The organism is Rhizobium sp. P38BS-XIX, assembly GCF_012641435.1.
Classification (GTDB): Bacteria; Pseudomonadota; Alphaproteobacteria; order Rhizobiales; family Rhizobiaceae; genus Rhizobium.
Map to the genome: position 1 here is coordinate 200,476 of NZ_JABAIJ010000005.1, position 11,933 is coordinate 212,408.

11 protein-coding genes are annotated in these 11,933 nt (G+C 60.1%); 1 reads left to right on the forward strand and 10 read right to left on the reverse strand.

The annotated features are described in order from the left end of the window. Nucleotides 1-9: 9 nt before the first annotated feature. The 9 genes from HGP17_RS17770 to HGP17_RS17810 form a co-directional block, all read right to left on the reverse strand. Complete coding sequence (locus HGP17_RS17770; RefSeq protein ID WP_168811327.1) at nt 10-1,095, reverse strand: DUF1513 domain-containing protein; 1,086 nt, start codon at nt 1,093-1,095, stop codon at nt 10-12. A gap of 4 nt (nt 1,096-1,099) precedes the next feature. Further along, nucleotides 1,100-2,158 (reverse strand): imelysin family protein, encoded by a 1,059-nt coding sequence (locus tag HGP17_RS17775; protein WP_246704150.1) that lies wholly within the window; start codon nt 2,156-2,158, stop codon nt 1,100-1,102. 50 nt (nt 2,159-2,208) lie between these two features. After that, on the reverse strand, nt 2,209-3,768 hold the full coding sequence (locus HGP17_RS17780; protein WP_168811974.1) for a di-heme oxidoredictase family protein: 1,560 nt from the start codon (nt 3,766-3,768) through the stop codon (nt 2,209-2,211). 45 nt (nt 3,769-3,813) lie between these two features. Next, nucleotides 3,814-5,100, reverse strand: coding sequence for an imelysin family protein (locus HGP17_RS17785; RefSeq protein ID WP_168811332.1), 1,287 nt, complete (start codon nt 5,098-5,100; stop codon nt 3,814-3,816). 327 nt (nt 5,101-5,427) lie between these two features. After that, complete coding sequence (locus tag HGP17_RS17790) at nt 5,428-6,717, reverse strand: RsmB/NOP family class I SAM-dependent RNA methyltransferase (protein ID WP_168811334.1); 1,290 nt, start codon at nt 6,715-6,717, stop codon at nt 5,428-5,430. 214 nt (nt 6,718-6,931) lie between these two features. Beyond that, nucleotides 6,932-7,300 (reverse strand): septal ring lytic transglycosylase RlpA family protein, encoded by a 369-nt coding sequence (locus HGP17_RS17795; RefSeq protein WP_168811337.1) that lies wholly within the window; start codon nt 7,298-7,300, stop codon nt 6,932-6,934. Nucleotides 7,301-7,698: 398 nt separating this feature from the next. Then, a complete protein-coding gene (locus HGP17_RS17800) occupies nt 7,699-8,571 on the reverse strand; it encodes an SDR family oxidoreductase (RefSeq protein WP_168811338.1) in 873 nt (290 codons plus the stop codon). A gap of 2 nt (nt 8,572-8,573) precedes the next feature. Further along, entirely contained in the window at nt 8,574-9,728 is a 1,155-nt protein-coding gene (gene queG, locus HGP17_RS17805) for a tRNA epoxyqueuosine(34) reductase QueG (RefSeq protein WP_168811341.1), read from the reverse strand. Nucleotides 9,729-9,814: 86 nt separating this feature from the next. Beyond that, nucleotides 9,815-10,507: a glutathione S-transferase family protein gene (locus HGP17_RS17810; RefSeq protein WP_168811343.1), complete on the reverse strand. Its 693-nt coding sequence runs from the start codon at nt 10,505-10,507 to the stop codon at nt 9,815-9,817. Nucleotides 10,508-10,658: 151 nt separating this feature from the next. Between HGP17_RS17810 and HGP17_RS17815 the strand changes: the two genes are divergently transcribed. After that, nucleotides 10,659-11,456, forward strand: a complete 798-nt coding sequence (locus tag HGP17_RS17815) for an undecaprenyl-diphosphate phosphatase (protein WP_168811345.1) — start codon at nt 10,659-10,661, stop codon at nt 11,454-11,456. An 85-nt stretch (nt 11,457-11,541) separates the two neighbouring features. Here the strand turns inward: HGP17_RS17815 and HGP17_RS17820 are convergent, their stop codons facing one another. Further along, nucleotides 11,542-11,706, reverse strand: a complete 165-nt coding sequence (locus tag HGP17_RS17820) for a hypothetical protein (RefSeq protein WP_168811347.1) — start codon at nt 11,704-11,706, stop codon at nt 11,542-11,544. Nucleotides 11,707-11,933: the final 227 nt, after the last annotated feature.

The window sequence follows — 11,933 nt, forward strand, 5'->3', positions numbered from 1 at the left end:
TTCGAAAGATCAGCCGCGAACGATGCGGACGATATGCTGGTCCCAGGCGACGTCGCTGTGTTCGCTTAGAAAGTCGCCGTCATAGGAGGATACGGCGAACCCATGCTGGGCCGCGGCAATGCCCGCCGCATCGGGGACATTCTCGACCTTCAGCACTTTGCCTGTTTTCGCATCCAGCGTCACCGACGTTCCCTCGACCGGCGAGGTGACGCCCACGAGATTTTCGGCGCGATTGACGGCGATCGCACCCACATAGTTGCCGAGCGCCCGCGTCGTGTCATCGGGCAGCGAGACGAACGTCAGGTCTTCACCTTTGGAGAAATGGCCGACCAGAGGCGGCAGATCGTTGCGATGCCCCTCATATTGGCAGGCGAACCAGACCCGGCCGCTGGCATCGATATCGACGTGCCGGGTCGACACCTGGGCATATTCCGGCGGCAGAACGTGTTTCTCGATCAGATGGCCGCTGGCGGCGTCGATTAGTGTCAACGACGGTTCCATGTGATCGCGATTGAGTTTGGTACGTCCGAAATCCGGATGGGTCTCGATGCCGCCATTGGCGACGATGAGAACCCTGCCATCATCCGAAACCGTCATATCATGCGGGCCGACGCCATAGGTCTCGTACTCGCCGATACGCGCAAAGCGGTTTCGGGCATCATAAAGCCCGATGATGCCGCGATTCCTGTCGAAATCATTCTCGCTGGCGTAAAGCAGGTTGCCCTCGGGTGAAAACGTCCCGTGGCCATAGAAGTGGCGCCCTTCCTTGGCGGTGATGACAATCGGTTCGCCCTTGTTCCATGGGTCGAAAATCATCGCGAACGTCCCCGGCCGGCGAGCGAAAGCGACGGTTTTTCCGGTCGCCTTTGAAAAGGCCATGCCGTGGGCGCGGGCGGGCAGGGCGACCTGATCGACGATCCGCCCCTGTTCTGTCACTGTCGCAACGGCAAAGGAGCCGTCGGCCGCGCGTATGCCCGACGCATACACGGCGTCCGCGCGTTCAAGAGCCATCAGCGCGCCGGGCTTCAGGGCTGCGAGGAAGCTCAACCCCGCCGCCTTGACGAAGGCTCTGCGATCGATCAGCCCGCTTCGCATTGCCTCAATCCCCGTCGGCGAAGGAGAAGCCGGCCGACAGGCCGATGGCGCCGCCATATTCGTCGCTGAACGCGGTGGTGAGATCACGGCTGACGGCAAGCAGCTTGTCGATCTTGGCGCGTTCTGCATCATCGCCGAGGGCTTTTTCGATATCGGGATTGATCGTCGGGGCGATGGTCGAGAGCTCGTTCAGCATCGTGTCGATCTTGGTGGCGACGTCACGCTTGCCTGACGGCAGAAGGCTCGCCATATCGCCCTTTTCCCACAGCGTCTTCAGGCCCTCGATATTTCCGGTAAAGGAGGTCCAGGTGTTGGCCGAGCGCCAGTAGATCGCCATCTTCGGGCGCGCCGACGCGGCATCGCCCTTGTAGAAAGTTTCCAGCCGCTGGTCGCGAACGTTGGCGGCGCCGTGCACGAGAATGCCGAGCAATGCCGTCACGGCTTCCTTGTTGTCCATGAAATCATTGCTGGATTTGCCCGGAAACTTCCAGGATTTCTGCACGCCGTCAGGCGCATCCCATTCGTCGGCGATTTCCTTGGCGGTGTTCTCGATATTGCCGGCAACTGCTGCGCCATAGCGGCAACGGAAGCTCTGCTTGTCCTTGCCGAGCACGTCCGAGCCGTTTCCGGCAAGCACATATTCCAGTGCCGTCATACTCATGAGAGCCACGCTCTTGCCGGCGATGGCTTCGACCGTCGTGTCATGTTCATCCGCCTTGGCGATCAGGGCCTGCACCTGCTTGAGGCCCACACCCTTGCGGTCTGGGTAGAACAGAATGTGCTCGAAGCGGTTCTTGTCGATGATCGGGCCGGTGTCGACGATCTCGATGCGCGACCAGTTCTTCACGGTGTCGCCGAAAGCCGTCTTGGCGTCTGCAAGCGTCGTGGCAGAGGGATCGGCGCAAAGCGCCTTCATCGCTGTGGTGAGCTTTGCGGCGGAGTCATGCATGTTCCGGTAGCCGGGGCGGATGACGTCATCGACTGCCTTCTGCAGCGTTGCCGGGACCGCCGCCTCGTTCAGGCCGGCGCCATTGGTGGCCGCGTCTTCGGCATGCGCGGGCATGGCCGCAACGGTGAGAAGAAGGCTGGCTGCGAGGCGTTTCCAGTGGCGCATCAGAGAGACTCCAGAAAGTTGATGAGGGCTTGCCGATCGTCTTTCGAAAGATCGGCGAATGCATTGCGGGTCTTTTCCGCTTCTCCTCCGTGCCAGAGGATGGCTTCGGTCAATGTGCGGGCGCGGCCGTCATGAAGATAGGCCTGTCTGCCGCTCACCGTTTGCGTAAGGCCTATACCCCAGAGCGGCGGCGTGCGCCAATCGCGACCCGATGCCACACCGACCTGCTGCCCGTCCGACAGGCCTTCGCCCATATCGTGCAGTAGGAAGTCGGAATAGGGCCAGATCAGCTGAAAGGCTTGCGGCGAATCCTTGCCGTCGCTGCCCTTGAGGTCATCCCGGGTCACGAATTTCGGCGTATGGCAGGCGGCGCAGCCGGCGCGGTAGAACATGTCCTTGCCGTGCAGGACGTCGGGAAAGCTCGCCTTGCGGCGGGCAGGTACGGCGAGATTTTCGGAATAAAAGGTCACGAGCGGAAGAATGGGATCCGGCGCTTCCGTATCGCCCAGGCGCTTTTGTACCCCGTTCGGCATGGCGAGACACCGAGGCTCCTTGGCGGTGCAATCGCCATAAGCGTTCGGTCTGTCCGGCGTGGAAATGCCGATGTCGATGGAGAAGGCGTCGGCAACCTGATCGCGCACGGTCGCATTCTGAGCCTTCCAGCCGAACCGTCCAAGTGCGATCTTGCCCGTCCGATGATCGCGGACGATCGCCGGGCGGCCGTGAATGCCGGTGACGTTCTTGCCGTCCGGATCGGCATTGGCCAGGATGTCGGCATCCGGAATTGCCTCTATCAACCCGAGACCGGTCATGGGCGGTGCGATGCGTGGCGAAAACGTCGTTGCCGGGTCGAGCGGCCCGTAGGCCAGATCGGTTACCCCGTAATGCGGCTTGCTCAGAGTCACGATCTCGCCCCCCGCAAGCGTTACCTTTTCCTCGCTGTAGGTGACCGTCACCTTGCCTTCGGCGGCAAGGCCCGGCACGGCGAGATCCTGCAGTTGCGCGCCGTAGGTCGGATCCGGGAAGTTGAGGGCGCGATAGTCCTTGACCGCCTGCTCCTCTTCGGGCGTGGCGGCTGGCCGCGCCAGTCGAAGGACCATGGAGGTCGCCGCCGCGCCCGCGGTCTCCGGCGGATGGCCGCGGCCATCGCGGATGTGGCAGCTCTGACAGGAGCGTGCGTTAAAGAGCGGTCCCAGCCCGTCGGAAGCCTGCGTCGAGGAGGGAGCGGAGACCCAAAGCTTGCGGAAGAGAGCGTTGCCGAGATGAAAATCCTGGCCGTGTTCCGAGCTGAGATTGGCGGATGGTTGCGAGAAGATATCGCGGCTGACGGGGTCGATCGAAGTCAGCGCGCCGCCCTGCATCGCCTCGTATGGCTCGGCCTTGGAAAAGTCCGTCGCAGCGCGCGTGACGTCATGCACCCGCTTCAGCTGTTCGGGCGTCAGATCGGTGCGTGCCTCTGGGAAATCGAGAATGCCGGCTACGGCCAAGGTGATTGAAAAAACCAAAAAACCCGCAGCGATGGCGGGCAAGAGGGCGCGTTTGGCCGGAATGCTTGTCATGAGGAGCGGAGTGGCAGCGCGATGTCGCGCTGCCACCATCCCTTGTTACTTCTTGAAGACGGCGTTCGGGTTGTCCAGGCTGTCCGAACCTTCAAGCTTGATCGTGCCGAGATCAAGAGCGGCGATAACGCGCTGGATGCTCTTCGTCTGGTCGAGCAGGCCGTCGATGGCCTTCTGAACCGTCGCGTTGCCTTCCTTGTTGCCTTCGCCGATCATCTGGTCGTACTTTTCGACCGTTTCGCCGCGATGCACGAGCGCCTTCATGGCAGCAAGCGTCGTGTCGAGCTTGCCTTCCATTTCCTTGTCGAGCGCTGCGTCCTTGGCCTTGACCAGATCATGCAGCGACGGGCCCTTCATCTTGGTGCCGTCGGCGCGGGTGTAGTTGCCGGTATAGGCAGCGGCGATGCCGATGGCGTCGCCATTGTGCTCGTTGTAGGTGTTATCGGAGAAGCAATCCTGCTCTTCTTCCGGATCATGCAGCAGCAGGCCAAGCTTCATGCGTTCGCCAGCGAGTTCACCGTAGGAAAGCGAGCCCATGCCGGTCAGGATGGCGGTGAGACCAGCCTTCGGATCGGCTTCGACGTGCTTGGTGGCTTCGCCTTCCGGCGCCCACTTGTCCGTCATGTCCTTGAGGTCGGCAACGAGCAGGCTCGAAGCGGACTTCAGATATTCGGCGCGGCGATCGCAATTGCCGTGCGTGCAATTCTTCAGATCGTAGTCGCTGGCCGGGCGCTCGCCTGCGCCAGTCTTGGTGCCGTGCAGATCCTGGCCCCAGAGCAGGAATTCGATGGCGTGATAGCCGGTCGCGACATTGGCTTCGACGCCGCCTGCCTGATGCAGGGTGCCCGACAGGAATTCCGGCGTCAGATGCGAAGCGTCGACATCCTTGCCGTTGATCTTGATCGTCTTGTTGGCGATGACGTTGGCGACATAAAGCGCGTTCTCGTCGCTTTCGGTGCCGTAGGAGGCGTCGACATAGTCGATCAGGCCTTCATCGAGCGGCCAGGAGTTTACCTTGCCTTCCCAATCGTCGACGATCGAGTTGCCGAAGCGATAGACTTCCGTCTGTGCGTAGGGAACGCGAGCCTTGATCCAAGCCGCGCGTGCCGCCTTCAGCGTCTTGTCATTGGGGTTGGCGAGAAGAGCATCGATGGCTTTGTCGAGCTTCTCCGCCAAGGTCAGGGAGTCCTGATACTTGGCATGCGCAACTTCCGCATAATGCTTGAGGACAGCTGCCGGCTCGGGAGTGGCAGCAAGGGCGGGCAGGCCGGACAAGGCAGTCGTAGCAACGGCTACCGCGAGCACGGCGCCAAAATTGATCTTGAGTTTCATGTTCCCTCTCCTGATGACGGTGGGGGCACCGTCAAAAACTTGGCGTTTTGTGTCATGTATGAAAAATAAACTTGTGTCAAACGCTCTAGTTTAGAATGGTTTTAAGCGACTAAACCATGGGCTTCAACCCGGAAGGTCCGTGGATTTACTTGGGAAGACGGTGGATGAGCGTCGAAAGGCGCATTGCTCGATTTTGCCGGTTAAGCCGATGCTGGTGCGAAAACCAAAGCTGTTCTGTAAGAGCGTGAGCGGCATGTCCCCATGTCGCTCGCGCTCTTGACCCATAGAGCCGGCGCGGTGTTTGCGCGAAGGCGCTCTGATCTTGCTCTATCCCTTGCGCTGCAGACGGCAGAAGAAGAAACCGTCCGTATCGGTAGAGGCAGGGGTCAGCGTGATGGTCTTGCCATCGGAGGAAAGGGGCCGCGGCGTGTCCTTGCCAAACAACTTTTCCCAGGAGCTCAGGGTTTCCACCACGTCGAAGCCCGGATTCTGAGCGGCGAAGCGGTTGACCTGAGCCTCGTTTTCCTCCGGCAGAACGGAGCAGGTGACGTAAAGCAGCGAACCGCCCGGTCGGACAAATTCGCCGGCCTGGGCCAAAGCTTCCTGTTGCTGGCTGGTGCGTTCGTCGAGGTTCTTCTGCGTCAGGCGCCATTTCGTGTCGGGTCGACGACGCCATGTGCCTGTCCCAGTGCAAGGCGCATCGACGAGAACCTTGTCGAACTTGCCGCGCAGCGCCAGCAAGGCATTGCGTTCGTCATGGACCTGAACATTGCGTGTTCCCGCCCGCTTCAGCCGTTCGATGATCGGCGCAAGGCGTCGGCGATCGGTGTCATAGGCGTGCACCTGACCCTTGTTGTGCATGGCGGCCGACATGGCGAGCGTCTTGCCGCCGCCGCCGGCACAATAGTCCAGGACTTGATCGCCATCTTCAGGGAGCACGAGATCGGCCACGATCTGAGAGCCTTCGTCCTGTACTTCGAACCAGCCTTTTTGGAACGAAAGCTCGGCGGTCACGTTAGGAAGACGGGACGCGCCTTCGCCAGCGGGAATGCGAATGCCGTAACGGGCGATCTTGGAGGCCTGCGCACCGGCACGCTCGAGCGCCTTGACCACCTTGGCACGATCGGCTTTCAGCGCATTGGCGCGAAGGTCGAGCGTCGGTCGTTCGGAAAGGGCCTGTGCCTCGGAAAGCCAGCTGTCCCCGAAGGCACGTTGGAACGAGTCCTCGACCCACTCCGGAATATCGCCTTGAATATGGCGGGGCGCATCTTCGAGCTTGCGGCTACCGAAGGCGGACAGGGCCTCGGCGCTGGGTGCTTCCGGTGCGAATTTATCACCGTCCAGTTCGGCGGCCAGAGCTTCCGGCGTCAGGCCCCATTGGCGGAAGAGAACCGCATGCGCCAGCGCCGAAGGACTGTCGTCTTCCATCAGCCAGGCATGGGAAAGCCGCATGCGCAAGGCGTCATAGACGATATTGCCGATCGCAGCGCGATCACCGGAGCCGGCAAAGCGATGGGCGAGCCCCCAATCCTTCAGGGCATCGGCCACCGGTCGCTTGCGCGTTTCGATATCGGCAAGAACTTCGATGGCCCCCTGCAGTCGGCCGCCTAAACGCATTCACACTCTCCTGCTTGCGCGTGGCTCCGAATCTTGGCTGAGTTGATCGGAACTCTTTATGCGCTTTCAAAATGTCGCCGACACCTCAGCAATCCGCACGAATAATGCACGTGGCGGCGGATTATTGAGACGTCCCAACCGCGTGGTAACCGCGATTGACGGAGAGAGCAAGCGTTGTGCCGAAATGCTGGATGCTTCCGGCCTCATTGACCGATTACTTCGAGGCTACAACCTCGTAGCAGACGCTGGCGGTGCCGGAGGCAACCATGCCGATATCCTGGGCTGCTGCGCGGGAGAGATCGAGAACACGCCCCCGAATGAAAGGTCCACGGTCGTTGATGCGGACGACGACGCTGCGGCCATTGTGCTTGTTGGTGACCCGAAGGCGCGTACCGAAGGCGAGCGAGCGATGGGCTGCAGTAAGATTTCCGGAACTCATGCGTTCCCCTGAAGCAGTTCTGGAGCTTCCCCCGTACCATGAAGCGCCACCGCATCCATTCGAGGCAAAAGCCTCAGTCGAAAGGAGAGCCAAGGAGGCGGATATAGTTGCGGCGATTGCCAGAGAACGCGTTACTTTATTCAAACCGGGTTTTCCCTCAAGCTGTTGAACTTGCGCCTTGGGTAGGCGGCGGGGCTTAAATCCGGCCAAAAGTGGCGAAAACGTGCCATTTGATATCACGGAATATTACAGATTGTAACATTCGTGATTAAAATCCAATACTATGACTATTTAGTGGTTTTGCTCGGTTCTGAAAAAAACCTAATAAAATCAGTTAAAAATCGAATGATTTTTCTCGCATCCTTGCTGCAATGCAAAAGATCACGAAATCTGAAAAAATAATTTTCCGGCTTTGCCATAATTGCTGCCGCATTTGTGCAAATTCAGAGGTCATTAACCATAAATGCGGAGTAAATTGAACTAAGCCAGCCGGCTAAGTAGGAATTTTCATGCGATTTCGGGTCGAGTGCCGGCGACTTTTCCTAGCCGCGCCACCGGCGGGAGGACCAGAGTTCTGCGAGCGACATACGGTATTCCGGGTAAGCGAAGACGAAGCCGAGCGCCCGCAGTTTCGCGTTGGAAACGCGCTTGTTCTCGCCGTAGAAGGAGCGCGCCATCGGCGTCAGTTCCGCGGTTTCGAAAGGCTGTTCCGGTGGGGGCTCGATACCCATCAGGCGTGCGGCTTCGACGACCACATCCTGCGGCGGCGCCGGTTCGTCGTCGGTGACATTATATATGCCACCCAGCTGACGATGCGACAGGAAGCGGGCGCAGCTGCCGATATCCTCGACGCGGATGCGATTAAAGACCTGGTTCGCCTTGATGAGCCGACGCGCCGTACCCCTTTCCAGATTGCAGAAAGCGTTGCGGCCAGGCCCGTAAATGCCGGAGAGCCTCAGCACGGCAACGGGGAGGCCGAGCCTGACGCCGACGCGCAGCCAGCCGTCCTCCGCCTCGACCCGCTCGACCGAGCGCTCGGCGATCGGATGCAGCGAGGTCTGCTCATCGATCCAGGCGCCCTTATGGTCGCCGTAGACACCGACGGTGGAGAGATAGCAAACCCATTCCAGCTTCGGCATCAACGCCTTCAGATTGAGCTGTGCCAGCCGTAGCAGCGGATCACCGGATTTGCCGGGAGAAATGGACTGGACGAGATGCGTCGCGGACTTCATCGCTTCCGCCAAAGCCGGATCGATCGTTTCGCCGTCGAAGACGAAGGCTTCGATGCCTTCTTTCTCCAATAGAGCCGCCTTGTCGGCGGAGCGGGTCGTGCCGGTGATACGAATGCCGGGGGCGGCGAAGGTCTTGGCGATGGCCGTTCCGGAAAAGCCACAGCCGAAAATCATCACATGCATTATTATACCCCCGCCAATGTCCATTCTGCGCGAACCTCTTCGTCCGCCTCGTCGCCCCTTTGTGCCGCAAATGCGCTGAGTTCGCCAGCCGTCATCAGCCGCGAGAGCGCCCAGACGGCCATGCCACGCACCACCGGCGAAGGATCGAGTGTCAGCTGACTGCATCTCTCTATCAGAGAGCGCTCACCGGAATTGCCGGCGGCGATCAGCACATTGCGGATGAAACGGTCGCGGCCGATGCGCTTGACCGGCGAGCCGCTGAAGAATGTGCGAAAGGCCGCGTCATCCAATGTCAGCAGAAACGCGATCGACGGCTCCTTGAGATCTTCACGCGCAACGAGCTTCATCTCCGAAGCGCTGCTCGCGAACTTGTTCCAGGGGCAGGCGGCAAGACAGTCGTCGCAGCCATAGATGCGGTTGCCGATCATCGGCCGGAAGTGCGGCTCGATCGGGCCTTTGTGCTCGATCGTCAGATAGGAGATGCAGCGGCGCGCGTCGAGTTGATAGGGCGCGGGAAAGGCCGCTGTCGGGCAGGCGTCGAGACAGGCGCGACAGGAGCCGCAATGGTCGATCTCCGTCTGATCCGGCTCGAGATCGGCGGTGGTGAACATCGAGCCGAGGAAGAGCCAGGAGCCGAAGGCGCGGCTGACGAGATTGGTGTGCTTGCCCTGCCATCCGAGGCCGGCCGCACCGGCGAGCGGCTTCTCCATGACAGGCGCTGTATCGACGAAGACCTTGACGTCCTCCTTCGAGCGCGCGGCAAAACGTGTCGCGATCTCTTTGAGCCGTCCCTTGATGACGTCGTGATAATCGCGGTTGCGCGCGTAGACGGAGATCGCCGCCTTGTCCTTCTTGTCGAGAATCCCGCGCGGATCTTCGTCTGGACCGTAGTTCAAACCGAAGACGGCGATGGAGCGGGTTTCACTCCAGAGAACGCGGGGATCGCCCCGCCGGTCGCGTGTTTCCTCCATCCAGCCCATGGTGCCGTGATGGCCCTTGTCGAGAAACTGGCCGAGCCGCACCGCCGCCTCGGGAATGGCGTCGGGCTTTGTGATGCGACAGAGATCGAAACCCTGGGCGCGAGCCTCCTCCCGCAGAAACGCGGTTAGCGCTCGTCGTTGCTTGTCAGCTTTTTCGGCCTCGCGATCAACGGGCATATCGAGCCCTCGTCAGAGCAATTCCAGGAACAGCGTGAAGAAGAGAGATAGAGAGCTATCGCCGTTCGAAGAAAAACGAAAGCGCTTTAGAAATCCAGATCCGCGTAGTGCGAAACCGGGGTGACACCGCGCACGCGCTCCGCCAGGATCGGACGGAAGGACGGGCGCGACTTCAGCCGCTGATACCATTCCTTGGCGATCGGCGATTCCGTCCAGTCGATTTCGCCGAGATAGTCCAGTACGGAAACCGAGGCCGCTGCGGCGAGATCGGCGTAGCTGAGGCGCTCGCCCGCAAGCCACTGCCGGGAGCCGGCGAGCCAGGAGAGATACTTCATGTGCTGGCGAATATTGCCGCGCGCCATGCGCATGACCTTGGAATCCGGGGCGCCGCCGCCTTGTTCGGCGGTCATCTGCAGCTTGAACACGCGCTCGCGCGTCAGCGGCCGCGTGACGTCCTGTTCCATCTTCTGCATGAACCATTCCGTCAGCCGGCGAATCTCGGCGCGCTGGAAGGGGTCTTCGGCCAGAAGCCGGCGGTCGCGCTTCAGCACGCCGTGGGTCTCGTCGAGATATTCGGAAATGACTGCCGCACCACAGAGCGCCCGCATGCTGTCGTCGACATAGACAGGCAGGGTGCCGGCGGGATTGAGCGCGAGGAAGTCGCGGCGCTTCTCCCAGGTCTGTTCCTCGATCAATTCGGTCTGATAGCCGTACTCGGTCAGGATCAGGCGAACGAACCGTGAGGAGGATGACATCGGGTGGTGATACAGCGTCGGCATTGGTACTCGGGTGTTTCTGATTGATGCTAAGGAGTCTTTTTGGGTCGCGATCTTGCGGCCCTAGTCATTTGTCATCGGTTGAAGCTATAGGATCTTGGCCTAGTTTGCACAAGCGAATCGGGCCGCCCTGCCGTTTGACAAAGGACACGATATGGCTGAACAAATTATTATCGCGCTGGTTTTAGGCCTTGTGGAGGGGCTTACGGAGTTCATTCCCGTCTCTTCCACCGGCCATCTGATATTGCTCGGACATTTTCTCGGCTTCAAGGAAGCCGCCACTTTCGACGTTCTGATCCAGCTCGGTGCGATTCTCGCCATCCTGCTTGTCTATTTCAATCGTCTCGTTCAGATCGCCAAGGCGCTGCCCGTCAGTGTCAAGGCGCGTCACTTCGTGCTGGCCGTCCTGTTCGGCTTTTTGCCGGCTGCCGTCATCGGCGCCATCGCGCATGATTTCATCAAGACCGTGCTTTTCGATTCGCCGAAGGTGGTCTGTATCTCGCTGATCCTCGGCGGCATCGTTCTGCTTGTCATCGACAAGATCAAGTTCAAGCCGAAATACACCAGCGCCTATGAGTTTTCCTGGCCGATGGCAGTCAAGATCGGTTTCTTCCAGTGCCTTGCCATGATCCCGGGAACGTCGCGTTCCGGTTCCACCATCGTCGGTGCCCTGGTTCTTGGCGCCGACAAGCGCTCGGCCGCCGAGTTTTCCTTCTTCCTTGCCATGCCAACCATGGCAGGCGCTTTCGCATTGGATCTCTGGAAGAGCCGTCACGATCTCAGCATGGACCAGGGCCTGCTGATCGTCATCGGCTTCGTCATGGCGTTTATCTCGGCACTGTTCGTGGTGCGGGCGCTGCTCGACTTCGTGTCTCGCCGTGGCTACGCCCCCTTCGCATGGTGGCGTATTGCCGTCGGCACGGTCGGCCTGATCGCACTTTACTTCGGCTGATGCGCGACCACCCGACAAGGGGCGGTTGCGATCACGACGACCGATAAAATGAAGGCCGGTGAAAACCGGCCTTTTTCATACCCGATCAGTTTTGGGTAGAAGCGTCGATGGAACCCGTGGTGCAGGGATCGACGCCGTAGGTCGGCGCACATTCGCCCTTTACCGAGGCGATGCTGCCGCGGGCTACGAAGGAGCCTGCAAGAATCACCAGTGCCGCGCACGCAAACAGAAGCGCGATAGACTTGCCCATCGAAGAATGCCTTTCCGCAGAAGTGTGAAGCGCGTCGCCGACCGGTTCATTGTCCAAGCCTGAGACGCGCGGCTGTGTTAGTCAGTGAAATGATGAATAGCAATAAATGTTCATCTTAAATTTGACGTTAATGCTACTATTTCCAGACTGCGTCTTTTGAGCAACGCTGAGCTGTGAATGAAGGCGTTTTGCCCGTACGTTAAAGGCTCATTCTGTCTTTTGCAGGC

What these genes read in the sequence shown, in the direction of transcription:
- HGP17_RS17770 (WP_168811327.1), bottom strand. Translation starts at nt 1,095, where the DNA reads ATGCGAAGCGGGCTGATCGATCGCAGAGCCTTCGTCAAGGCGGCGGGG.
- HGP17_RS17775 (WP_246704150.1), bottom strand. Translation starts at nt 2,158, where the DNA reads ATGCCCGCGCATGCCGAAGACGCGGCCACCAATGGCGCCGGCCTGAAC.
- HGP17_RS17780 (WP_168811974.1), bottom strand. Translation starts at nt 3,768, where the DNA reads ATGACAAGCATTCCGGCCAAACGCGCCCTCTTGCCCGCCATCGCTGCG.
- HGP17_RS17785 (WP_168811332.1), bottom strand. Translation starts at nt 5,100, where the DNA reads ATGAAACTCAAGATCAATTTTGGCGCCGTGCTCGCGGTAGCCGTTGCT.
- HGP17_RS17790 (WP_168811334.1), bottom strand. Translation starts at nt 6,717, where the DNA reads ATGCGTTTAGGCGGCCGACTGCAGGGGGCCATCGAAGTTCTTGCCGAT.
- HGP17_RS17800 (WP_168811338.1), bottom strand. Translation starts at nt 8,571, where the DNA reads ATGCATGTGATGATTTTCGGCTGTGGCTTTTCCGGAACGGCCATCGCC.
- queG (WP_168811341.1), bottom strand. Translation starts at nt 9,728, where the DNA reads ATGCCCGTTGATCGCGAGGCCGAAAAAGCTGACAAGCAACGACGAGCG.
- HGP17_RS17810 (WP_168811343.1), bottom strand. Translation starts at nt 10,507, where the DNA reads ATGCCGACGCTGTATCACCACCCGATGTCATCCTCCTCACGGTTCGTT.
- HGP17_RS17815 (WP_168811345.1), top strand. Translation starts at nt 10,659, where the DNA reads ATGGCTGAACAAATTATTATCGCGCTGGTTTTAGGCCTTGTGGAGGGG.
- HGP17_RS17820 (WP_168811347.1), bottom strand. Translation starts at nt 11,706, where the DNA reads ATGGGCAAGTCTATCGCGCTTCTGTTTGCGTGCGCGGCACTGGTGATT.